Origin of the sequence: Clostridium sediminicola (assembly GCF_050402865.1) — a bacterium.
In the GTDB taxonomy this organism is placed as follows: Bacteria; Bacillota; Clostridia; order Clostridiales; family Clostridiaceae; genus Clostridium_AF; species Clostridium_AF sediminicola.
On sequence record NZ_BAABMF010000009.1, the window covers coordinates 128,464 to 152,823 of the forward strand.

A 24,360-nucleotide genomic window follows, 5' to 3' on the forward strand; every position below is an offset into this window, starting at 1 on the left:
AGATACTTTAAGAAGATTTATGTTTTAGTGATATTAATAAAGCTATTAATGTAAAAGATATTAAATTGAAAACAATAAAAATAGGAGTTACAAAATCAAATATTTCTTTTCTCAATATTCTATTTGATAGTTTTATAGATAAGTAAAGAATAATGGGATATATAAATATACAGATTTTCTTTATATCTATTTTTGTCAAATTACTTAAATTGAACGCTGTAGCAAAATAATAATTTGCTGAAATCCTTAAGGATAATAGAATCCAAACAAATGTAAATATATATCTAAAATTATTAATTATTGGTATACTAATGCTTTCAAAAACTAATATCAAAGACCAATAACTTTTAGGTATTATATCTATGCCTATGTAGAAAGTAGTGGCAAAAACCACCCATAAATAAATTACGCCACATATTCCTATTGCTTTTAAAGCAGATTTTTTTATGGTCTTAGTATCTTGAACATAGGGGTAAAATAAAAGGAGTGCTTCCCAACCATAGTAAGCATAAGCAGTTGATTTAGTTGCTTCTAAAATATTAGATAAACCAGAACCGAAAACAGGTTGTAGATTTAATATGCTACCGTATTTCAGAGAACCTATTGATAGTATCATTATTAATATAAAAATATAAGATATTAATGTGCTTACTTTTCCTAATACTTTTAAGCCTTTGTAAGCGCCATAACTGGCTAAAGTTACTGCTATTATCCCAACTTTCAAGGGTGTTAAAAAACCCACTATATAAGTTCTTATTAGAATAATAAAGTCAGATATTATTCCAACAGTTAGAGATAAAAATTGAATCATAATAATAAAGTTTAAAATATTCCCAAATAATCTACCAAAGTATTTTTTGTTCAAACATAGTATATTTTCTCTTGGATGTTTATTTATAATAAAACTGGCAATAAGAACAATAATTACTGGATAAATTAGTGCAATTATAGTACAAATCCATGCATCTTGTGCTGCTGTTTCTACAAGTACATTAGGTAGTTTTATTATTCCAGTTCCGCCAATTACAAAGCTTAACAAAAAGAATGTCAGTTCATTAGAAGTTAGAAGATTATTTTTTTCTTTATTCATAATCACCTCTACCCATCTTATCTACATTAACTTTTACATTAACAATAATCTTAGAATCAGAAACCACTTCATCCCAATCAACTCCTGTATGTCTTCCGTATTTGGCAGCAGCGACTTTGCCTAATGCAAGACAATCAACTTTATAGTCTTTTTGCATTTCTTTTATGAAATCATAACTGATTTTTTCTACTTTTTCTATCATTTGACTTTCAAAATCTTTCATAGTTTCAGCACTCTCATGAATATCAGGAAACAGTTCATTTTCAATAATCTCTCCATTTAAATATAAATCTATAAAAAATGTAAATTCATCTTCTTTTTTTTCACAACGAACTTTTCGTGATGTTTTAACATAATAACTTATGTATTCTTTTTGATTTTTTTGTAAGACTAACATTCCTTTAACCTTATTTTCTCTTAGCATATTCATAACTCTAGATTTATGAATATTTAATTTTCTAACCATCTTATCTTTTTTGAATAATGCCATACCTGTAATTTGTAATTTATCGTCTTTAATTTCAACATAAGGTAATACTATATTTCTTCCTTCAGCATTCATTCTTACAAAAGTATCCATCATTTTATAATTATCTGAAAAAAAATTATATTCGACAGAATGTTCAATTATTCCTTCTAAATAATCAGCAGCGCTAGGATATGTGGGTATTTTATAGCTTAAAATGTCTTCAACTTTTCCTTTGCATACACACAACAGAGCTGTATCATTTATAGAGTGATTTTTAAATTCTATATCTATCAAATTTTTTATTCCAAATCTTGAATAGTCTTCACTAAATATGTATATTCTCTCAAGGCCTAATATAATTTTTTTATTTGACAACAATGACCGTGATCCTCTAGTTCCAGAAATATAATTACTTCTTCCAGTAGTTATTATGCTAAAAATTTCATTATCTCTACTATAATTGTAAAAAGAAATAGGTATACAATACTCGGTATTATTTGATACTAGATCGATTCCTATTCCTGATGGAATATCAAGGTCTTCAACTGGTAAATAATTCACTTCACTACGAAAAAATATGTACATTATTATTGAAAGAATAGGTATAATTAGAAGCTTTTTTTGGTTATTCATCATTCTTTCTCCTAAAGTTAGTCTGCCTTACTGGGTTATTATTTGGGATTGATTCAGGTCTTTTATTCATTTTCCATAAGGGAGCTCTTATAAATATGTCTTTGAGGTTACTGCTATTAAATGATAAATAGGGTACTCCAAAACTCTTTAATGAAAAAAGATGGACTATGATGAAAAATATTCCTGAAACGATACCTAAAAAACCCATAGCATTTGCAAGAATTAGCATAGGGAACCTAAGAAATCTTATACTTAGTGACATTTCATAATTTGGTATTAGAAAAGTAGCTATAGCAGTTATGCCAACAATGAGTAGAGTTGTTGGACTTACAATTTTTGACTCAATTGCAGTATTTCCAATAATAATACCTCCAACAATACTTAGGGTAGGCGCAATTTTTGGGGGTAACCTAAGACCACCTTCTCTTAAAAATTCTACGACAATTTCCATTGCTAGTATTTCAAGAAAAGGCGTTAAAGCTATGCCCTCTCTAGACTGTACAATGGGATTAATGAATTTTACCGGGATAAGTTCGACATTATACTGTATTAATGAAAGATATATAGAAGGCAGAGTTATTACAGTAAAGACTGCAATTATTCGTAAAAATCTAGTAAATGAAGAAATTATCATTCTTTGACTATAATCTTCAATTGCTTGAAAAAATTCTATAAATAGGGAAGGCACTGTGAGAACATAAGGAGCACCATCTAATATAATTGCTACTCGGCCTTCCATTAAATTTGCTTCAACTATATCTGGTCTTTCAGAACCATAGATTTGAGGAAAAACAGTATAAGGTGTTTCTTCAATATATTCTTCAAGGGTCCCAGTACATTCAACAATGTCAACATCAATACGGCTTATTCTACTCCTCACATCATTTAGAATATCTTTATCTACAATATCATCAATATACATTAGGGCTAGATCTGTTTGAGAACGTCTTCCAACTTTAAATTTTTCCAGTGCTAAGTTTTTATCTTTTATACTTCTTCTTAATAAACTTATATTGGTATCTAATTTTTCTACAAAACTTTCTCGAGAGCCTCGGATAGCAGATTCATTTGCTGGGTCAGATATAGAACGATAATTTCCTCCTATAGTATCAGCAATAATAAAATCTTCAATATTATCTATTAACACAACAGTTTTTCCGGATTTTATGGAATCTACCACTTGCAGGATATCTGTTTTTGTTTCTGTATTTGACATTGGAATATATTTTTGACAAATATATTCTGCAGTAGGTTTTCTTAGAAATACTTTTTCATCTACGTGGAGCATTAATGGAGTTAAAATATCCCTATCTATAATATCGCTATTAACTAAACCATTTACATAGATAATAGCTGCATTAATTTCATTCTCTTTACCAATAACAAATTTTTTGGTAAATACAGGACTTCTAATACCTATTTCATTAATAATAAAATCAATATTTTTATCAAGTTGTATACTCATTATATTTCCACCTTTATGCAATGAATAATAATTATACCTTAATATTTAATATTACCCATTGATAGAGGCTTTATTCGTAAATATGGTTATTTGTGGAGTAAATGGTTAGTTTTTAATTAAGAAACGTATTGACATTAAGTATATTTAAGTGATAATATTTCATTGTATGGTAAATTATCCAAACAACTCAAATTTTCAGAGATAATAATTCTTTGAATATTTGTATTAAAAAAATAAGACCTTGTGGAAAAGTTAAATCTAATCTGAAAAGGAATTGTGTAATTAAGTAATTATTAAATTTTACTTTCCTTTTGGAGAGTTTTTCTTTTTTGTATAGGGAAAGGAATGATTTAAATGTTAGATTTTATTGACAAAAAGATTTATGACGGAAAAGAAAGTGATTTTATTGATGATGAACTTATTTGGAACCAAATTAATGAAGGTAAAAATGCTTCAAAAGAGGAAATTAGAGAAATAATCAAAAAATCTCTTTCTAAAAAAAGGCTAGAGCCTGAAGAAACAGCCAAACTAATAAGTGTTGAAGATGAAGGACTACTGAAAGAAATGTATCAGGCAGCTTTACAAATAAAAGAGGAAGTTTATGGTAAGAGAATAGTATTTTTTGCTCCTTTATATATAGGTAATAAGTGTGATAATAATTGTTATTATTGTGGATTTAGAAAAGATAACAGTTCAATTGTAAGGAAAACTTTGACTGAAGAAGAATTAAGAGAAGAAGCTAGAATAATGATGGAAGCAGGTCATAAAAGATCCATTCTTGTTTATGGAGAATGTGATGATTATAATGCTGATTTCATGGCGGATACAATAAAAACTGTATATAGTGTAAAGACTGAACATGATGAAATTAGAAGAGTTAATATAAATGCAGCTCCTCTTAGTGTAGAGGGTTATAAAAAACTACATGAGGTAGGAATAGGTACATTTCAAATATTTCAGGAGACTTATCACCACGAGACATATAGAAAACTTCATCCTAAAGGAGATAGAAAAAGTAATTATAAATGGAGATTATACGGGCTTGATAGAGCCATGGAAGCGGGCATTGATGATTTAGGTATTGGGGCTTTGTTTGGTCTTTATGATTGGAGATTTGAGGTTATGGGTCTTTTATACCATACTATCCACTTTGAAAAGAAGTTTAACGGAATAGGACCACATACAATTTCTTTTCCAAGAATTGAGCCTGCTATAGATACACCTTTTACTCAAAATCCGAAATATAGAGTATCAGATAGAGATTTTAAAAAATTAGTTGCAATATTAAGATTATCGGTGCCATATACAGGATTGATTTTAACAGCAAGAGAAAATCCGGAAGTTCGAGATGATGTATTTAGCGTTGGAGTTACTCAGTTTGATGCTGGTTCTAGAATCGGTGTAGGTGGATACAAACAATACGAAACTGGATATGTGCCAGAAAAAGAACAATTTCAATTAGGTGATATGAGGTCTCTAGATGAAGTTATTGGTAGGGTTTGTGAAAAGGGAGCAATACCATCATTTTGTACTGCTGGGTATAGATGTGCAAGGACTGGTGAAGAATTTATGTCTCTAGCAAAACCAGGTTTTGTTCATAAATTCTGTATGCCAAATGCAATATTAACTTTTAAAGAATATTTGCTCGATTATGCTTCAGAAGAAACAAAAAAATTTGGTGAGATATCAATCAAAAAACATCTTGATGATTTAGAACCAGATAGAAGAAAATTAGTAGAAGAAAGATTGAAATGGATAGAAGAAGGTAAGCGAGATGTGTACTTATAATAAAATGCAAGAACAATGTGAGATTCTTATCAAAAAATTTCCAGATATAAAAATTAGGATGGCTAAAAGATATGGGAAAAGAGTGTCCAACTTGTTTTCATATGGAGTAGAAACTTTTACCCCTGCAGAGAAAATGGAATTAGATGGTAATTATGTGATATTCATTCAAAACTTTGAAGTAGATTCATGGGGAAAAGAAAATATAAAAGATAATATGAATAGTATTATTAATTGTAGACACGAAGAATAGTGAAAAATGATAATTAAAAAATTAGCATGAGAAAATAACTCATGCTAATTTTACTATTCTAGTATTTTATAACTTAAAGATTCTATTTGAGTACCGTCAATTATTTCATCTTGGAAACCAAAGTTTACAAGTACTTTTATAGTTTCTTCTTTATATTTTCTTATAAATCCAATAATTCTATCATTTACATAGGAAAAGTGGATATTACCTGATTGAAGAGCTTTACTTGATTTTCTTAAACAAATAAGATTCTGTATATTTCTATAAATATCTTTTTTCCATTTTGATTTATTCCATACCATTGTACCTCTACAATAAGGATCATTTTGACCTTCAATGCCAACTTCGTCTCCGTAATATACTAAAGGGATACCTGGTAATAAAAAAATTAATCCGAAACACAAATTTACTTTTTTTATGTTACCATTACATAATGTAAATATTCTTTCGGTATCATGTGATCCCATTAAATTTACGTTATTGAAAATATTTTTTTCATAGAGCTTTTCAATGGTCTTCCATTCATCTATAAACATTAAGCCATTAATGCATTGATTTACTACTGATTTAATCAAAAGATCTCTGAATAAATAGTTAGTTACCCCATCAAAATACTGTGGAACATAGTGTGAACCATAACCCCATATTTCACCAACAATATATAAATTAGTTGAATGTCTTATTTTAGAGAGTAATGCTTCATCTATTTCAAAGGGTACATCTAATCTTAGACCATCGATACCTTTCGATTCCCAATATTTAATTACTTCTATTATATAATCTTGAACTTGAGGATTTGAAGTATTTAATTTTGGAATAAATTCTGCACCACCGCATGCTCTATAATTAGGGGGATTACTAACAACTACAGGATAACTATAGATATCATACCAATCTTTATATTTAGATTTTTCATTATTTTTTAGAATATCTTTAAATGCGAAAAACTCTACCCCTGTATGATTAAAAACTCCATCAATTATAATTTTAATATTTCTTTTATGACATTCATCAATTAATTCAGTAAAATCATTTGAATTGCCAAAACTATCATCAATTTCATAATAATCGTTTGTATCGTACTTATGATTAGAAGCTGCCTTGAAAACTGGATTTAAATATATAGCACTAGCGCCTAAATTAGTAATATGATCAAGTTTTTTTATGATTCCTCTTAAATCCCCACCCATAACACAATGTCTATCTACAATATCTCCCCATTGTTTTGTGACCCTAAAATTATTATCTGGATTACCATTAAAAAATCTGTCGGGGAAAATTTGATATATAATTTCTCTATTCATTCCTTAATACCTCCTGTTAAAATTCCTTGAATAAAATATTTTTGACCTGCAAGGAAAACTATGAAAACAGGAAGTATTGATATAACTGTCCCGGCCATTAAATATGGCCACAAAGTACCATATTTACCTGAAAAGTTCGCAATACCTACTTGAATTGTTGTATATTCTGGTCTTGTATTCACTAATAGAGGCCATAAAAAATCATTCCATCCAAAAAGAAATGTGAATATCGCTAATGAAGCTGTAGCTGGTTTAGCTAATGGAAGAATTATTTTTATAAATATTTGAAATTTATTGCATCCATCAATTTCTGCCGCTTCATCTAATTCCTTTGGAATACTCATAAAATATTGTCTAAATAAGAAAATTCCAAATGGGCTAAATAATCTTGGTATAATAAGGGCTCTTTTGGTATCAAGCCAACCTATTTTTTGAACAATTTGATATAAAGGTATTATTTGTGTGTAAAATGGTATCATCATAGTGCCTAAAAACACATAAAATATTATATTTTTGCCTTTGAAATTTAGTCTAGCAAATGAATAGGCAGCCATAGCTGAAATTATAATAGTTCCGATAGTAATACTTATAGAAACAATAATACTATTTTTATAATAATCTATAAAATTTGAAGATGTCCAAGCAACTAAATAATTTTTAAATTCAAAATATTTTGGGAATATATATGGTGGATTATACGTAAGTTTCAGCGGCTTTAATGAAGTAGTTATCATCCAGAGAAAAGGTAACATCATAAGAAGTGCACCTAATATCAAAATAAAGTACATTAATATCTTTTTAACTCTTGTCATGTGATTTATTCTCCTTTATTAGAAAGTTTTGATTGAGCTATTGTTAGAGTGAATATAAAAGCAAAAATTATCCATCCAACTGCAGATGCGTAGCCTAAATGGCCAACTTTAAAGCCTTCTCGATACATAAATAATCCTAAAACATCACTAGCACCCATCGGCCCCCCATTAGTCATAACATAAACTTGGTCAAATATTTGAAAGGAATCAATAAAACTCATTATTATCAAAAGAAATGTTGTAGGTTTTAATAACGGAAGAGTTATCTTTATAAATTTTTTTATTGATGAAGCTCCATCTATGTCTGCTGCTTCGTAATAAACTGGAGAAATACTTTGAAGTGCAGATAAATAGATAATCAGATTAAATCCTATCTTTTTCCAAATACCTACAATAGAAATTGATATAATTACCCAAAAGGGATTATTAAGCCATGGGATAGAAGGTAAATTTACAAAATTAAAGAATTTATTTATAATCCCTTGAGTTGGATCAAACATGTATTTCCAAACAACCCCAGCTGCTGCTGTTGCTGTTATTACAGGAATAAAATAAGCTGTTCTAAAAAATAATTTTCCTTTAATGCTGTTATTTAATAAGCTTGCAAGAATCATACCAATGATTAAACTTATAAAAGTTACGAGTAATGTATAGATAATAGTTACAAATAGAGAATGGTAAAATTCATTGTTTGTAATTATTTGAAAATAGTTTTGAATACCAACAAATTTTTTATCTCTACTAAATCCATCCCATTTGATTGTACTTAAATATGCAGAATATATAATGGGACAAAAATTAAATATAAAAAATAATACTAATGCTGGCAGTAAAAAAATATATGCGATTAAGTTATATTGTTTTTCTCTCATATTGGCACCTCTTATTGTTGATTTCATCTAGTTATTGTACTAGAATATATTAGTGAGGGTAATGGCACTTACCCTCACGCAAAATATTTATTTTTCTAAAGCGCTATTAACTGCTTTTTCTGCATTTGATAGTGCTTCTTTTACAGTGATTTTTCCAAAATATGCTTTTTCAATTTCTTTTGCAAATCCAAGAGAAGCTGCTGGATATTCTTCAAGACAAGGTCTTGCATGAGCATATTTTTGTTGTTCTATAAATGGAAGTAATCTAGGTTCTGTATTATTAACCCAATTTAGGTAATCTTGATTTTCAGCTACTTCTTTTCTAATTGGCATAAAAGTAGTCTTCTCATCCCAAACTATTTGAGTATTTGCATCTACCATATAAGCTATAAATTTAGCAGCTGCGGAATTTATATTTTCATCTTTATTAAAAGCAAAGATTTGTTCTCCACCCATATTAGTTGCATGTTCTCCATCTTCCGGCATAGGAATCATTGCTGTTCCAAAATCAAAATTAAGAGAATCTTTCCAAATACCTACCATCCATGTACCGTCTACTACCATTGCACAATTACCTTTATCAAAATCATTCCAAGAGCCAACTGGTGTTAGTTTATCATTTATCATTCCAGTTAAGAAATTTAATGCTTTTTCTCCACCTTCATTGTTAAATGCTGCTTCACCATCTTTTATGAAATCAGCTTTTGCTTGCCATAAATATGGTTGTAATTGCCAAGTTAATCCTTCACCACTATCTCCAACTTGAGTATAAAATTCAAATCCATAGCTATTAGATATCTTATTTACAATTGTTTCAGAATATTTTCTAAGTTCTTCCCATGTTTTAGGTGGTTTATTAGGATCTATTCCTGCTTTTTTAAACATATCTTTGTTATAAAAAAGAGCTAAATTATTTGTACTAACGGGTAGAGAATATAATTTACCTTCCTTTTTACCATATTCTAATAAAGAAGGATAAAAACTATTAATATCTACATTATTATCTTTAAGATAATTATTAAGGTCCAATAATTTATCTGTAGATTTTAATTTTGCCATTCCTGATATATCTGCGGCAGCTAATGCTGGAGTTGTTTTTGAATTAATAGCTACTTGTAATTTTGTCATTAATTCTCCACCTGGAATAAAAACAGGCTTAACTTCAATATTACTATTTTCCTCATTGAACTTCTCTACAAGTTCGTTAATTACAGTTCCATTATTACCATCCCAATAATGCCAAAATTCCAATGTGATCTTTTCAGAAGCATTTGATTGTGTGGTGGCAGTTTTAGACTTCTTGCTACATGCACTAATAGCGGTTACAATACTTAAACATAATATTGTAACTAAAATTTTCTTAAAACTTTTTTTCATTTAAAATATTCCTCCTAATCTTGATTAATTTTTTTAGTCGACACTATTTAGTCGAGTTCATAATATTTACTGATGCTGGAATCTTAATATTTTTTATATCACCTTCCTTTTTTTTGACTTTTCTAATTATTTCTTGTCCAACATGCTTTCCAAGTTCAAAAAGATTTATATCAATATTTGTAATACTTGGCTCTAAATATTCTGCGAGTGGATAATTGTCAAAAGTTATAATCCCAATTTCATTAGGTACATCTTTATTTAGATTTTTACATATGTTAAGAGCTTTATGAGCATAAATATTATCAAGACATACTAGCGAGTCTATATTCTGTAATGTTTCACTGAAATTTTGTTCTTCTAGTCCAATTTCTTTTAAGAATTTCACATAACCTTTATATCTTTCAGAAGCAAATATTTTGTTTTCATCAATACCTAGAAAAGAAATGTTTTTGTATCCTCTAGAATACAAATATTTTGTTGCTAAATAACCAGCCATTCTATTATCAATATCAACCCAACTTAAGTCAAAATTGTTTTCTAGTTGTCCTAACGATACAATGGGAATATTGAACTTTTTTAATTTCTCATAATATCCAGATATTATTAAATCTGAAGGTAAGATTAATCCATCTACTGATTTTCCTTTCAAGGCTGCTTCCACAGCTAATATACCGTTTTGGTAGGTATCTTTTCCAAATAACAACATATTATATCCATTTTCATAAATTACCTTTTCTATTCCTCTAAATTCCTCATATATAAAGGGGTTAGCATATGCTTTGTCAATAGTATTGTCCATAATAAATCCTATATTATAAGAATTAAAAGTTTTAAGGGATCTTGCGGCATTACTTGGATGATAATCGAGTTCATCAATGGCTTTCAATACTTTTTCCCGAGCTTCTTTAGAAACTGAGTTACTATTATTCAATACTCTTGATACTGTGCTTTTGCCAACTTTTGCTTTTTTAGCAACATCATTTAATGTTATCATTTAATCTCCTCCTTGGGAACGTTCCCATGAATTAATGATAGCATATTTTGGTATTGTTTACAATCTGTTTTTTTAATTTATATAAAATTTATGATATTTTATATAAATTGAGTTTAATTCGTATTAATATAAGAAAGCTTAATTATTATCTTTTAATCTCATTGTCATAGAATGTATACTTATAGATTGAATTGTCTTATAATAAGAGCAAACATATAAAAGTAGAGGATGATTAAATATGAGTAGTTTAATTCAATTAGGGAAATACCGCCATTTCAAAGGGAATGAATATGAGGTAATTGCATTAGCAAAGCATAGCGAGACAGGAGAAGATATGGTTGTCTATCGTGCTTTGTATGGGGAATATGGTATTTGGGTTAGACCAACTAGTATGTGGCAAGATGAGATTACAAGAGAAGGTAAGACTTTTAAAAGATTTGAAAAGATATAATAAAAAGGAGGAGAAAATCTTGGAGATGCATATTTTAAGAATGGAAATAGTAGATGTAAAAGAAAAGGATTATATTATAAATATCTCCAAGGGAGAAGAATTATCGAAAATTTCTTTTAATCCTTACGAAAAAAAACTTCAATTTATATCAGAAAATAGTTTATCTTTATATCTTCTCAAAAATGAATACCAACTTCGAAAAATGCTTCATAATAAAAGAATTGATACTTATTTTCTAGGATTCAACTTAGTTTTTGTACTTAGAAATAATAAAGACATAGCAGGATTTAATGATAGAAATAAAATTATTGTGTTAGATAAACGGAATAATTCAGAGAATAGTTATGTTATAGATAAAGGGGAAAAAATTATTCATGAAATTTATATCGATGGAAGTTATTCAGACAAGAAAAGAAAAGGAGCTTTTACAGTTATAATAAAGAATACTATAGGTGATTATAAAAGTTATGTGGAAGAGTCCTTAGAAACAGGTTCATCTCAAACAGAACTAAGAGCAGCAATTAAAGGAGTAGAACTTCTAAGAAATACGGAAAAAATACGGATTATTACAGATAGTCAATATGTAAGAAAAGGATTAACAGAATGGATAATGTGTTGGAAGCTTAATGGTTGGAAAACTGCAAATGGAGAAAAGGTTAAGAATATTGATAATTGGAAAAGATTTGATGAATTAACAAATGGCAAATACATAGAATTTCAATGGGTTAAGGCTCATTCAAATCATTTCGAAAACACATTATGTGATTTATATGCAAAGAAAAAATTAGAGGAATTATTATAATTTTGTAGCGATAATATACTCAGTTTAAAAAAAGCTAGGGGGATCTCTTTGGATGATGGATAAGAAAATAGGTGTAATATCAGATACACATGGATTTTTGAGAACAGAGGTAAAAGAGTGGTTCAATGATGTTGATTTGATAATACACGCTGGTGATGTTGGTAATATACAGGTTTTAGAAGAATTAAAAGCTATAGCTCCTGTAGTTGCTGTCAGAGGAAATGTTGATAGAGACGACTTGACGAAAAAATTAGCAAGTTGGGAGCTTATAGAAATAGGTAACAAAAGTATATATATAATTCATAATATAGATATGATAGATATTGAACCTAAGGATGTAAATATTGATATGGTAGTTTTTGGACATTCACATGTAGCAGAAGAAAAAACAATTGAAGGGGTTTTATATTTAAACCCTGGAAGTGCTGGACCTAAAAGATTTTTACTTCCAAGTACGGCTGCAATATTACAAATAGAAGATAACAATATAACAATAAAATTTATTAATTTATAGGGGGAATAGTATGTCTATATTAGGAAATTTAATTTGGATTATTTTTGGAGGATTAATAGCTTCCATAGGATGGTTTTTAGCAGGTGTTTTGTGTTGTTTGACTATCATTGGGATACCTTTTGGTAAACAATGTTTTAAATTAGCATTATTGCAGTTAGCACCCTTTGGAAAAGAAGTTAGGTCTACTAATTTTGGAGCAATGGGTCTTATAGGGAATATTATATGGATAGTATTTTTTGGGTGGGAATTATGCTTGGCAAATTTAGGTTCTGCGATTATTTTTGCAATAACAATTGTGGGTATACCTTTTTCATTGCAAAGCTTAAAACTTGCAAAGCTATCATTAATTCCTTTTGGTAGTGAGATTGTTTATAAATAAGGAATAATTTTTATTAAAAAAAACAAAAGAGTAAATATGATTCACAGTGGAGGGAGAATTGTAATGGAATTAACACCAACAATATTTAATATGTTTATGAAACCATTGGAAAAGAGTGCTTTGCATGAACGTAGATGCAAGCTAATCTCTAAAGTTAATGGGAAGGTACTTGAAATAGGCGCTGGGACAGGAGTCAATTTTAATTATTATAAAAATGAAAAAATATCAGATTTAACAGTAATAGATTTAAAGTTTAACAATATTATCAAAAATCATCCATTGAACAAAATTAGGAAGGTTAATTTCCTAGAAGGCAATGTAGAGAAAATTCCATTCCAGGATAATACATTTGATTCAGTTGTATCTACTTTAATATATTGTTCAGTAGATAATCCAGAGATGGTGTTAAATGAAGTATATAGAGTTTTAAAGCCTGGAGGTCGCGTATATTTTATTGAACATGTTTTACCGGAGAAGAAGCATTACAGAAATCTTCTCAACACATTAAATGGAGCATGGAAAATGATAGGTAAATGTAATGTAAATCGAGAAACATTAAAACTTATAAAAAAGTCAAATTTTAAAGTTATAGATTTTGAAAGGTTTGGGAAAGCATGCTTTATATTTATTAAAGGAATAGGTGTTAAAGAATAGATTTGAAAGGATAGATTTGAAAGGATAGAACAATGGATGGAACTAAAAGAAGTAATATTAAAATTGGAGCTGCTGTAATGGTTGTGAAAAAACAAGAGCAAAAAAGTGGGAAGCTAACAGAAGGTATAAGTCAAGTCCTCGTTCAAGGATAACTTATACCTTTTACTATTTTTTCAATAGAATTATTTATTAAGAAAATACAAAGTTTGAATCATATCATAAAATAATTGAAAAGTCAAAACGGAAAAACTGTGATTTAATGTTTAATTATATATCACAATATTTGCCGCTTTTCATTATGGGTTGAAATGATAAAATAAAAGTATCAGATTTAGTTATTCAACAAAATAAAAAATATAATACATATGGAGGTTTTGTTATGGAAAAGATTGTTGTTTCAACAAAAAAAGCACCGGGAGCAATAGGTCCTTATTCACAGGCTATAAAGCAAGGGGATTTTATTTTTACTTCAGGGCAGTTACCAATTGATTATAAAACAGGGGAGATGGCTAATAGTATTGAAGAGCAGACTAAACAATCTCTAGAAAATGTGAAAGCTATTATAGAAGAAGCTGGGACTAGTCTTGATAAAGTAATAAAAACAGTAGTTTTCTTGAGTGACATGAACAATTTTGCAAAAATGAATGAAGTATATAGTCAATATTTTACTGAAAATTATCCGGCAAGAAGTGCAATAGAAGTAGCTAGATTACCTAAAGATGCTCTTGTTGAAATTGAAGTTGTAGCAGTTATATAAAATTATTTTGAAATTGTAAACGTATTGATGTTTTTGTATTTCACTAACCAGTACTTTTCCCATATTATCAGCTGAAAGTATTATTTATTTTATGATTATTTGACAAAAGGAGGTACTATGGGTTTAAGTGTAATTATTTTTTTAATGTTTATTGTTTTTGCAGGATATTTAATACAGAGCGTAGCGGGATTTGGGGCAGTTATATTCAGTTTGCCTTTTGCATTGTTGGTAATAGGTCGTCATGAGTACGTGCCGGTTACTTTAGTGTTATCAATATTACAATGTGTATATATTGCTTTCAAAGACAGAGAATATATTGTTTGGAAAGAATTTTTAAAAATGATTTTATTAGCTTTTTTAGGAGTACCTATTGGGCTTTTCGCTTCGAAAAAATATTCAGAAGATTCTCTAAAAATATTACTGGCTATATTTATTATTCTGAACTCATCTTTAAGTTTGTATAAGATATATAGGAAAAAATCAGCTATAAAAGAAGTGGGGAAGTTAAGTTATATTCTTCCTGTAATAAGCGGTAGTTTGCAGGCGGCATTTGCAGTAGGTGGTCCTATGATTAGTGCATATATATCAAAAATTTGCAGTGAAAAGAGGCAGTTTAGAGTTATGCTTTGTTTGTTTTGGTGTGTACTAAACACTGTTATTTTATTGCAACTAGCATTTTCGAGATCGTTAAATTTAGGACATGTTAAATTACTTGCTATATTATTTCCAGCGGCAGCTTTTGTTATTTTTGTAGGAAATGTTTTTATTAATAAAATTAGCCAATCTAGATTCGAGATTTTAGTTCATTGTGGGTTAATAGCCTCGGCATTAATGCTTTTATAAAATGTAAACGATTAGTAGCAATAATTTGTAGATTATATTTATAATAAAAAAGAAAAATGGAGGAATTATAATGAAATCACAAAAACCTAATTTTATGGCGCTTATGCCTATCTTGATTTTCTTAGCATTGACATTCAGTTTTGGTATAGCACTTGGTAGTTCAAAAATAGTTGATGCCCTAGTATTTTTCATGATTGCAACATTTGTGGCAATTTTCATGAATAGAAGCAGAACAACAATGGAAAAAGTGGAAACTTTCGCAAGAGGTGCAGCTAATGAAAATACAATCATTATGATTATGATTTTCTTGCTTGCAGGCGCATTTGCAAAGGTAGCAAGAGATGGTGGTGCGGTTGACAGTGTTGTTAATTTATTCTTAACATATATACCTGACTTTATGTTAGTGCCTGGGCTGTTTTTTGTTGCATGTCTAGTTGCATTAGCCCTTGGTACATCAGTAGGGACAGTTACAGCTCTAGCACCAGTTGCTGTTGGACTTGCAGAAACTACGGGTATTCCAGTTGCGCTTGTTGTAGGAGCTGTGCTGGGTGGAGCAGCATTTGGTGATAATATGTCTGTTATTTCAGATACAACAATCGCTGCAACAAGGCTATGTGGTGTAGAGATGAGAGATAAATTTAGAGTCAATTTTCTTATTGTATTACCAGCAGGGATTTTGACCATGATAATCTTTGCATTTTTAACAATGGGTAATAATTATTCTTTCTCAGCCGGGGAGTTTAATTTGCTTCAAGTATTGCCATTTGCAGTTGTTTTAGTATCGGCGCTAATGGGTATGAACGTATTTTATGTATTACTATCTGGAATTATTTTAGCTGGTGGTGTTGGTATTTATTATAATGCTTTTGAACACGAGTTTGGACAACTTGTTGGTTTATTGACTACTGCACAACAAGGGATGATGGGTATGGCTAAAATTTCTATTATTGTACTGGTTGTGGGTGGTATTATAGGGATTATCAAGTATAATGGTGGTATAGACTGGATTGTTGAAAAGCTAGAAGCAAAAGCCAACGATGCTAAGAGTGGAATGATGAGTATTATTTTCTTAACTATTCTAGTTACAATTTTTGTTGCAAACTCAACAGTAGCAATTGTAACTGCGGCGCCAATAGCAATGGTTACAACTAAAAAGTTTGGCATTGACCCTAGAAAAACAGCAGCATATCTTGATATGTTTGGAACAGCGACAATGGCAAATGTACCTTGGGGTGGCATGATGTTAGCTGCGGCATCCACTGCAACAGCTTCAATGCAAGCAGGAGAACTTGTGGCAGTAGAAATAATTAAATATTCTACATACTCACATTTAGTAATGATATCTGCTATTGTTTGTTTATTTATTGGTTTTCCAAAATTAAAGCCTTTTAAGACAAAAGAAATTAATAATAATACCATATAAAATACAAATGGAAATCAAAAAGGGGTAGGTTCTTTTAAATTAAGAACCTATCCCTTTTTAGTTATTAATCTTATTTTGTCTAGATATTTGTCGTTTCCATAATCATATCGATTTGTCCATTAATGAGAGATAAAAGAACTAAAGTTTGAATTGCATAGTGTTAATGTGAGAATTTAAATATCTGTTAAATAGTTGAATGTTTTTTTCAGCTGCAGTTGATGGTGAAATGTGCGTTAGCTTATAGACTATTCTATTCGGTGGAGCAGGATCTAGTTGAAGAATTTTTACATTATTTTCTTTTGAAAAGCCCTTCGCCGTGGATATGGGCATTATTGTCCAGAAATCACCTTGACACAAAAAGTGAGATAATAAAGAAATGCTTGTAGCAGTAACGAGAGGGCATATTGAAATATCAAACCATTTGTCATGCCACATTTTATAAATAGGTCCCCAGCCAATATTTAAATTGTCTTTTAAGCCTACATATAGCTCGTAATTAGGGTCAAGGGTTTCGGGGTGAACATATGGACCTGTTATTTGGCTGTGTTCAGGTACTACAAGCACCATTTCATCCGTCATAATTTGTTCTACCACCACATCCGCATATTTCATTTCATACAAAGCAAAGCCCACATCAACTATCTTTTTACTAACTAAAGAGTAAATCATGTCGGCAGGATATAACTTTAGATCAAGATTAAATCCCGGCTCCTCATAGACGAGTTTACGGTACAGGGGAACAAACCCATGCTCAAGTATGCTGTCAACAGTTGCGATTGACAGGTATGGTTTGGCATTTGTATTCTTTAGTCTGGCACAGTCGTTCCATAGAGACATCCAATTTTCGGCTATAGCTAAAAATTCCTCACCTTTTGGAGTTAGGGAGATTTCTTTAATGCCTTTTTTTCTCTCAATAAGGTTAACACCCAGCTCCTTTTCAAGCATTTTTAACCTTGTACCCACAGTAGAAGGCGACATATAAAGCAGGTTTGATGCTTTAAGAATACTTTTCTCTTTTATTATGGCTAGAAAGACTTGTATGTCCATTTTGTCCATAAATATCCCTCCAAATTTATTATATTTTAACATAATATAGAGTTGTTTCTTGAAAACATAATATTTCTAACATATCATAAAACAAATAAAAAGTCAAAACAAAAAAACTGTGATTTAATGCATAATTATTATATCACAACAATTGCCGCTTTTCATTAAGAGTAGAAATGATAAAATGAATGTATGAAAGATGTGTAATTGAAATCGGTTTTAGTAGTTGATTTTTAAACCCAAATATATAATTATATTAAATAGGAGGAGAAATATAATGAAAATGACACCTGCAGAAATTGAAGAACGTTTTGTAGACATTCCTAGAAAAAGGTTGGTATACACACCAACACCTTTTAACAAGTTGGAGAACATGTCCAATGATTATGGTGTAGACATTTATATGAAGCGTGAGGACCTGAGTGGTCCAAGTACCTTTGGAGGCAACAAAACAAGAAAGTTGGAGTTTATTCTTGGGAAAGCTTTAGAGGAAAGGGTTGATTATCTTATAACTTACGGAGCATACCAGTCAAATGCTTGTATGCAGATGACAACTTTTTGTAATAGTTGTGATATTAAACCTATTTTATTCCTTGGCGATACAAAAAATAAGGGCATACCTGAAAACCTTACAGGAAACCTACTTTTAAGTAATATACTGGGAGCTGAAATTCACTATGTTAGTAAACCTGAGACGGAGGATCCTACTGACCTTAATCCCCTATGGATAAAGGTTATGGACCAGGCTAATAAGAAAAAAGAAGAGCTGGAGAAGCAGGGATATAGAGTTGAACTTGTTCCAGTAGGATGCACACATGAATATGGCTGGGTTGCTTATACACTTCTCTTTACTGAGTTACTTGCGCAAACAAAAGCTAGTGGATTTGAAATGGATTATATATTCCATACAAATGGTTCTGGTGGTTCTTTGCCGGCAATGATTGCTGCAAATTTGATGACTGACTCTAAGGTGAAAATTGTTTCTGTTAACGTACGTTCTTGGGAAGAGGGAAACCTTATTACAAAGAAAACATGTCTTGACAGAGTTAAGTATGTATTTGATAGATTGAATGTTCCATGTCCTTCTGATGAGGAAATTTATGCTGAGATGAACATAGATGAAAATTATATTAAACCAGGGTATGGTATTCCAAATCCGGATGTTCAAAAAAGCATTAAAGAGGTGGCACGTCGAGAAGGTATGTTTGTGGATCCTACTTATTCTGGAAGAGGTTTCCATGGGATGATGGAGTATATTAGAAAAGGTATTGTTCCGGAGGGTAGCAAGGTTGTGTTTATTCACACAGGAGGATCAGGCTCATTCTTCTCCAATCCAGATCTTGTTAAGGATCTTTACTAATTAATAAGCAAAGATAACAAAACCTTATCATCAGATGTGATAATAAGATGAATAGGCTTCTTCTGCACAGATACAATATGGCTGAAGAAGCCCTTGTTATCAAAACAGAAACGGTAAATATAGAATAGAAAGGGTCAATTTAAATGTATATTGCAATTTTCATAGCAAACATTATTATAGGATTATTGATAGGAATATCGGGTATAGCAGGCTTTTTGCTTCCTATGTTTTATACAGGAGTATATGGGATCATGGTTGCGGATAGTATGGCAATGAGCTTTTCAGCCTTTTTCGTATCGGGAGTAATAGGAGCATATTCCTATCGTAAATCTGGTGACATAGATATGCCTATAGCATTGAAAATGGGAATAGGAAGTATTGTGGGAGCTTTATTGGGAGTTTGGTGTAATAATATGGTTCCTGTTATTTTAGCAAAACGATTTTTATTTTTAATGGTATTTTTATCAGGATTATCACTTTTTAAAAACAGAACTGACAAAAGTGGAGAACAAATTGTATCTCCGTTGATAGGTAACAATGCTTTTTTAGTAATTACTGGAGCTATGATAGCTTTAATAAGCTCTTTTACAGGAGCAGGCGGCCCAATAATTACTGTTCCATTACTTATAACACTTGGTATAAATGTAAGAAAAGCAGTAGGTATAAGCTTGTTTAATTCAATATTTATAGCATTACCTGCATTTATAGGATATCAAAGCAATGCGACTCTCCCAAATATAAACATCCTTCTAGTCCTTTGCATGGTCTCTCATGGAATTGGAGTTACCTTTGGGGCTAAAATTTCAGGAAAAATCGACCATAAATTATTAAAAAAATTTGTGGCTGTTGTATCAGTTGTTGTTTCTTGCTATATGTTCTATAATACTCTTTGAAATCAGCATTAATATATTGGAAGATGTCGAGATAATTCTCACAAAGAAAACCCACTCGCTTAATACCGTTTTTCGGTATCAGCTGAGTGGATTTTGTACATTATCCATCGTAAATTACGATTTTTTTGTAATGGCGACAGCATAGGCTTTGGCACCATCAAAATGATTTAAAAGTTACTATTTTAAATTAATTATTTTAATTATTTCATCAATCAAGTTTTTTTGTTGTTCCGTATGTTCCATTATATAGCTTAAAATACCATGTGGTGAATTTTTTACAGTTATGATTTTTCTTAATTTGGCGTTTAATGCTGATTCATAATAATCATTTATTACTTCATCAGGTATAACCGTGTCATTTTCAGCTTTTATGATTAACAAATTCCCTTTATATTCATTTAATATTTTCCATGCATCACTTTGTTTATAACTTCTTTCCTTTCTAATACAATTTGTAAACTTATGGTTAAAAGGAAGTGTGTAAGCGTCTTTATCATAAGCTGCAGGAACAAATAAAATGATATTATCAATATTATATCTTTCTAGTAATTTGATGGAGGTATATCCACTCATGCTTGTGCCAATAATAGTTAAAGGTTCATCGGTTTTAATATGATCTATTATTGTAGATGCTTGTTTAGTCCTCTCGGATAAGCTAGATTCTGAAAGAGAGCCGCCAGTTTCTCCGTGTCCTATAAAATCAAAAGCACAAGAAGAGAACCCCTTTTCATAAAATAACTGTCTTAATGGTTCAAATCTTTTTCTATCAGATTTACCTGCTCCGTGAAGAAAAAATATATTCATATGATTCGTGTCTCCCATTGAATCACCTATTATTTTATGATTTTTATAGTCAATATAAAATTTATTAATATAATTCATTTTAAATACCTCCTATCAAGATAAATAAATTTTTATAGACATTATTTGTTTAATAATTATACCATTTTTGAGATATTTTTGATAGTGAGATTGTTTATAAGTAAGACTAATTGTATTAGTTGAAGATATAGGTATTAAAGAATAGATTTTAAAATATAGAATGATAAAAAAATCTGAGGAGAGAACAAAATACATACAAAAATTATTGTAATTGATTATCAAATACTAATAATGTAAAATAAAGTAGTAATATGAAATATGTAATAGTATTTTATTACTACTTTTTTTGCATAAATCTATAAAATAGCATAATCAAGTTCATATAATAGTAGTTGATAATAGTAATTTTTGGGGTGAGAATATGGAATATAAATTATCGGAAGTACTTGATATAGAAAATTTTGAAAACTTGATGAGTAATTTTTACAATATTACAAAGGTACCTTATGGACTTTTTGATAGTAAATGCAATGTAATTTCATGCATTGCATGGCAAGATATTTGTGTTAACTTTCATAAAAAGTGTGAAAGTAGTTTAAAAGAATGCAGGAAAAGTGATTATGAAGGAATTCGAAATGCTAAGTCTGGGAAGTGTTATATGCATAGTTGTAAAAATGGATTAATTGATTCTTTTATTCCTATTAGTGTAAAAGGTGAAATTATTGCATATTTAGCTTTAGGTCAGTTCCTTTTTCAAGAACCTGACGTAGAGGAATTTATTAATAGAGGCAAAAAATATAAATATGACATTCCAAGTTACATAGAAGCGCTTAAAAAAGTACCAATAATTAAAGAAAAGGATTTTAAAAAATCCTTAGATTATTTTCTTAGTGTTGTGAAAATGATGGAAAGTCATGGAGAAAGATATATAAATCATAAAAATGCTGAGAAATTACTTTTGGAAGAAAAACTGAAAAAAGTCCAAAAATTAAATAATGAAGTTATAAAAAAAGATGAGTTATTAAGAGAAGCTAGAGAATATGATAGACTTAGAACAGAGTTTTTTTCGAATCTTTCTCATGAACTTAAAACACCTATAAATGTAATTTATAGCGCTCTTCAAACATCTAATTCATTTGTAAATAATAACGAAATTCAGTTGTCAGATAAAAAAGAAAAACTAAAAAAATATAGTAATATAATGAAACAAAATTGTTTTCGTCTAATTAGATTGACTAATAATATATTAGATATTACTAAATTCGATTCTGGATTTCTGAAGTTGGAACTTAAACAATGCAATTTAGTTGAAATAGTTGAAGATATAACTCTTTCAGTGGTGGAGTATATTGAAAGTACAGGTATTGAAGTTATTTTTGATACTGAAGTTGAAGAAAAATATATTATTTGCGATCCAGTAAATATAGAAAGGGTCTTATTAAATTTGTTATCTAATGCTGTCAAATTTACTGGAAAAGGTGGACAAGTATTAGTTAATATTTATGATAAAGGGGAAAATGTTATTATATCAGTGTCGGATACAGGGGAAGGAATACCAATTGAAAATCAGGAAAACATTTTTGAAAGATTTATTAGAGTAGATAAATCTTTGTCTAGACACCATGAAGGAAGCGGAATTGGTCTCTCTTTAGTGAAGGCTATAGTAGAATTACATAATGGAAAAATATCGGTGAAATCAAAAATTGGATGTGGAACTAAATTTATTATAACTCTACCAAGTAACCAAAATAATGAAGAAAAGGTAGTAAATAAAATTGACTCGTATAAAGAAAACTCACTTGTAGAAAAAGTTAAAATAGAGTTTTCTGATATTTATTTTTAGTTAATTAAAAACTTAAAAATTTTTGTATGTGAAGTAATCTGCAGAAAGATGTATTCTTATTAAGCATTATACTAATAATATTTTTAATAGATTTTTTTATCTTGGAATTTGGAATGTGGAGGAATTAATTTGAATTCTATTAGAAATATTATACCTCAAATTATACTTATAGTTATTTTAACAATTATAAATGCTTTTTTTGCTTCAGCAGAAATGGCAATTGTATCATTAAACAAAAACAAACTAAAACTAATGGCAGATGAAGGTAATAAGAAAGCAGAACTTTTAATAAAATTGTTAAAGGAGCCGAGTAAATTTTTGGCAACTATACAAGTTGGTATAACTTTAGCTGGATTTTTTTCAAGCGCTTCAGCTGCAACAGGGATCTCAGATGATTTTTCGAGATATTTAATCCAGTTTAACATTCCATATAGCAAGCAAATTTCTATTGTGCTGATAACAATTATACTGTCATATATTACTCTTGTCTTTGGAGAATTGTTTCCAAAACGTTTAGCAATGCAAAAATCCCAAGAAATAGCTATGTTTTCAATAAAGCCAATTTATTTTATAGCCAAAATAATGGTACCCTTTGTAAAGTTACTTTCTGTATCAACAAATTTTTTAGTTAGGATATCAGGGATTAATAGATATAAATTAGAAGAAAAGATTACTGAAGAAGAGTTGAAATTATTTGTAGAAGTAGGTCAAGAACATGGTGTTATCAATCAAACTGAAAAAAAGATGATTAATAGTATATTTGAGTTTGACGATAAATTAGCCCAAGAAGTTATGACACCAAGGACGGAAGCATTCATAATTAATATAAAGATACCTGCAAGGGAAATTTTAGAGCAATTAATAAATGAAAAATTTTCACGTATTCCAGTGTATGAATTTCATAAAGATAATATTATAGGAATATTATTTTTAAGAGATCTTTTCGCCATGTTATATAAGAATGGATTTGAAGATATAGATATAAGAACAATTCTTCATCCACCATATTTTGTCCCTGAAACTAAACATATTGATGAATTATTTAAAGAGCTTCAAAGTCACAATAAACATATGGCAATATTAATAGATGAATATGGAGGGTTTTCAGGAATTGTTACTATAGAAGACCTTATAGAGGAAGTAATGGGGGAAATATATGATGAATTTGATGATGGTGAAGAAGAAATAATAAAAATTGATAGTAATTCTTATCTCGTTAGCGGGCTAGTAACAATTCATGAGTTGAATACTTATCTTGATTTAAGCTTAGATTCTGAAAACTCGGATACTATAGGAGGATTTGTTGTAAATATTTTGGGCAGTATACCTACGAGTAAAGAAGAATTAACTGTTGAATATGATGATATTATATTTATTATAAAAGAAGTTAAAAGGAAAAGAATTAGCAGAATAAAAATAATATTACAAGGAAAGCTAATGAAAAACAAAGATGAGTAACGGAAATAGAAATGTAATATCTATGATTTAATAGCAAACATGGCATAATTTGATTTAAAA

General features: G+C 29.6%; 25 protein-coding genes. 15 read left to right on the top strand and 10 right to left on the bottom strand.

What is annotated here, in order from left to right; all coding sequences use genetic code 11:
* Positions 1 to 7: 7 nt before the first annotated feature.
* The 3 genes from ACQ3F0_RS15310 to ACQ3F0_RS15320 are packed head-to-tail and all read right to left on the bottom strand — an operon-like array spanning position 8 to position 3,657.
* A complete protein-coding gene (locus tag ACQ3F0_RS15310; protein ID WP_428866196.1) occupies positions 8 to 1,090 on the bottom strand; it encodes a GerAB/ArcD/ProY family transporter in 1,083 nt (360 codons plus the stop codon).
* The gene (locus tag ACQ3F0_RS15315; RefSeq protein ID WP_428866197.1) at positions 1,083 to 2,192 is read right to left on the bottom strand and encodes a Ger(x)C family spore germination protein; all 1,110 of its coding nucleotides are present in this window, start codon (positions 2,190 to 2,192) and stop codon (positions 1,083 to 1,085) included. The genes ACQ3F0_RS15310 and ACQ3F0_RS15315 overlap by 8 nt, the downstream gene beginning before the upstream one ends.
* Positions 2,185 to 3,657, bottom strand: coding sequence for a spore germination protein (locus tag ACQ3F0_RS15320; RefSeq protein ID WP_428866198.1), 1,473 nt, complete (start codon positions 3,655 to 3,657; stop codon positions 2,185 to 2,187). The genes ACQ3F0_RS15315 and ACQ3F0_RS15320 overlap by 8 nt, the downstream gene beginning before the upstream one ends.
* Positions 3,658 to 4,011: 354 nt before the next feature.
* Here ACQ3F0_RS15320 and hydG point away from each other — a divergent pair, with 354 nt between their 5' ends.
* Both hydG and ACQ3F0_RS15330 read left to right on the top strand, forming a co-directional pair.
* A complete protein-coding gene (hydG, locus tag ACQ3F0_RS15325; RefSeq protein WP_428866199.1) occupies positions 4,012 to 5,445 on the top strand; it encodes a [FeFe] hydrogenase H-cluster radical SAM maturase HydG in 1,434 nt (477 codons plus the stop codon).
* Positions 5,432 to 5,695, top strand: a complete 264-nt coding sequence (locus tag ACQ3F0_RS15330) for a hypothetical protein (protein WP_428866200.1) — start codon at positions 5,432 to 5,434, stop codon at positions 5,693 to 5,695. The genes hydG and ACQ3F0_RS15330 overlap by 14 nt, the downstream gene beginning before the upstream one ends.
* 53 nt (positions 5,696 to 5,748) lie before the next feature.
* Here the strand turns inward: ACQ3F0_RS15330 and ACQ3F0_RS15335 are convergent, their stop codons facing one another.
* The 5 genes from ACQ3F0_RS15335 to ACQ3F0_RS15355 all read right to left on the bottom strand — a co-directional run bounded on the left by ACQ3F0_RS15335 (position 5,749) and on the right by ACQ3F0_RS15355 (position 11,054).
* A complete protein-coding gene (locus ACQ3F0_RS15335; RefSeq protein ID WP_428866201.1) occupies positions 5,749 to 6,999 on the bottom strand; it encodes a glycoside hydrolase family 13 protein in 1,251 nt (416 codons plus the stop codon).
* A complete protein-coding gene (locus ACQ3F0_RS15340) occupies positions 6,996 to 7,811 on the bottom strand; it encodes a carbohydrate ABC transporter permease (protein WP_428866202.1) in 816 nt (271 codons plus the stop codon). The genes ACQ3F0_RS15335 and ACQ3F0_RS15340 overlap by 4 nt, the downstream gene beginning before the upstream one ends.
* A gap of 5 nt (positions 7,812 to 7,816) precedes the next feature.
* Complete coding sequence (locus tag ACQ3F0_RS15345; RefSeq protein WP_428866203.1) at positions 7,817 to 8,683, bottom strand: carbohydrate ABC transporter permease; 867 nt, start codon at positions 8,681 to 8,683, stop codon at positions 7,817 to 7,819.
* An 87-nt stretch (positions 8,684 to 8,770) separates the two neighbouring features.
* On the bottom strand, positions 8,771 to 10,060 hold the full coding sequence (locus ACQ3F0_RS15350; RefSeq protein ID WP_428866204.1) for an ABC transporter substrate-binding protein: 1,290 nt from the start codon (positions 10,058 to 10,060) through the stop codon (positions 8,771 to 8,773).
* A 43-nt stretch (positions 10,061 to 10,103) separates the two neighbouring features.
* A complete protein-coding gene (locus tag ACQ3F0_RS15355; protein ID WP_428866205.1) occupies positions 10,104 to 11,054 on the bottom strand; it encodes a LacI family DNA-binding transcriptional regulator in 951 nt (316 codons plus the stop codon).
* Positions 11,055 to 11,292: 238 nt separating this feature from the next.
* Between ACQ3F0_RS15355 and ACQ3F0_RS15360 the strand changes: the two genes are divergently transcribed.
* The 9 genes from ACQ3F0_RS15360 (at position 11,293) to ACQ3F0_RS15400 (ending at position 16,877) form a co-directional block, all read left to right on the top strand.
* Entirely contained in the window at positions 11,293 to 11,505 is a 213-nt protein-coding gene (locus ACQ3F0_RS15360; RefSeq protein WP_428866207.1) for a DUF1653 domain-containing protein, read from the top strand.
* A 25-nt stretch (positions 11,506 to 11,530) separates the two neighbouring features.
* Positions 11,531 to 12,307: a ribonuclease H family protein gene (locus ACQ3F0_RS15365; RefSeq protein ID WP_428866280.1), complete on the top strand. Its 777-nt coding sequence runs from the start codon at positions 11,531 to 11,533 to the stop codon at positions 12,305 to 12,307.
* Between the two features lie 52 nt (positions 12,308 to 12,359).
* Positions 12,360 to 12,821, top strand: coding sequence for a metallophosphoesterase family protein (locus tag ACQ3F0_RS15370; protein WP_428866208.1), 462 nt, complete (start codon positions 12,360 to 12,362; stop codon positions 12,819 to 12,821).
* 10 nt (positions 12,822 to 12,831) lie between these two features.
* On the top strand, positions 12,832 to 13,200 hold the full coding sequence (locus tag ACQ3F0_RS15375) for a YccF domain-containing protein (RefSeq protein ID WP_428866209.1): 369 nt from the start codon (positions 12,832 to 12,834) through the stop codon (positions 13,198 to 13,200).
* Between the two features lie 63 nt (positions 13,201 to 13,263).
* Complete coding sequence (locus ACQ3F0_RS15380; protein ID WP_428866211.1) at positions 13,264 to 13,854, top strand: class I SAM-dependent methyltransferase; 591 nt, start codon at positions 13,264 to 13,266, stop codon at positions 13,852 to 13,854.
* A 32-nt stretch (positions 13,855 to 13,886) separates the two neighbouring features.
* Entirely contained in the window at positions 13,887 to 14,006 is a 120-nt protein-coding gene (locus ACQ3F0_RS15385; protein WP_428866212.1) for a DUF2196 domain-containing protein, read from the top strand.
* Positions 14,007 to 14,233: 227 nt separating this feature from the next.
* On the top strand, positions 14,234 to 14,611 hold the full coding sequence (locus ACQ3F0_RS15390) for a RidA family protein (RefSeq protein WP_428866214.1): 378 nt from the start codon (positions 14,234 to 14,236) through the stop codon (positions 14,609 to 14,611).
* A gap of 117 nt (positions 14,612 to 14,728) precedes the next feature.
* Entirely contained in the window at positions 14,729 to 15,454 is a 726-nt protein-coding gene (locus ACQ3F0_RS15395; RefSeq protein WP_428866216.1) for a TSUP family transporter, read from the top strand.
* Between the two features lie 70 nt (positions 15,455 to 15,524).
* Positions 15,525 to 16,877 carry a Na+/H+ antiporter NhaC family protein gene (locus tag ACQ3F0_RS15400; protein ID WP_428866217.1) on the top strand — a complete coding sequence of 451 codons (1,353 nt, stop codon included), beginning with the start codon at positions 15,525 to 15,527 and terminating at the stop codon, positions 16,875 to 16,877.
* A gap of 138 nt (positions 16,878 to 17,015) precedes the next feature.
* Here the strand turns inward: ACQ3F0_RS15400 and ACQ3F0_RS15405 are convergent, their stop codons facing one another.
* Positions 17,016 to 17,933 carry a LysR family transcriptional regulator gene (locus tag ACQ3F0_RS15405; protein ID WP_428866219.1) on the bottom strand — a complete coding sequence of 306 codons (918 nt, stop codon included), beginning with the start codon at positions 17,931 to 17,933 and terminating at the stop codon, positions 17,016 to 17,018.
* A gap of 268 nt (positions 17,934 to 18,201) precedes the next feature.
* On the opposite strand from ACQ3F0_RS15405, the gene ACQ3F0_RS15410 reads away from it, so the two are divergent.
* Complete coding sequence (locus tag ACQ3F0_RS15410; protein WP_428866220.1) at positions 18,202 to 19,284, top strand: 1-aminocyclopropane-1-carboxylate deaminase/D-cysteine desulfhydrase; 1,083 nt, start codon at positions 18,202 to 18,204, stop codon at positions 19,282 to 19,284.
* Positions 19,285 to 19,427: 143 nt separating this feature from the next.
* Positions 19,428 to 20,177 (top strand): sulfite exporter TauE/SafE family protein, encoded by a 750-nt coding sequence (locus ACQ3F0_RS15415; RefSeq protein WP_428866222.1) that lies wholly within the window; start codon positions 19,428 to 19,430, stop codon positions 20,175 to 20,177.
* Between the two features lie 177 nt (positions 20,178 to 20,354).
* Here ACQ3F0_RS15415 and ACQ3F0_RS15420 read toward each other — a convergent pair whose 3' ends face one another.
* A complete protein-coding gene (locus ACQ3F0_RS15420) occupies positions 20,355 to 21,059 on the bottom strand; it encodes an alpha/beta hydrolase (RefSeq protein ID WP_428866224.1) in 705 nt (234 codons plus the stop codon).
* Between the two features lie 361 nt (positions 21,060 to 21,420).
* On the opposite strand from ACQ3F0_RS15420, the gene ACQ3F0_RS15425 reads away from it, so the two are divergent.
* Complete coding sequence (locus ACQ3F0_RS15425) at positions 21,421 to 22,842, top strand: PocR ligand-binding domain-containing protein (RefSeq protein WP_428866226.1); 1,422 nt, start codon at positions 21,421 to 21,423, stop codon at positions 22,840 to 22,842.
* A gap of 123 nt (positions 22,843 to 22,965) precedes the next feature.
* Entirely contained in the window at positions 22,966 to 24,300 is a 1,335-nt protein-coding gene (locus ACQ3F0_RS15430; protein WP_428866281.1) for a hemolysin family protein, read from the top strand.
* Positions 24,301 to 24,360: the final 60 nt, after the last annotated feature.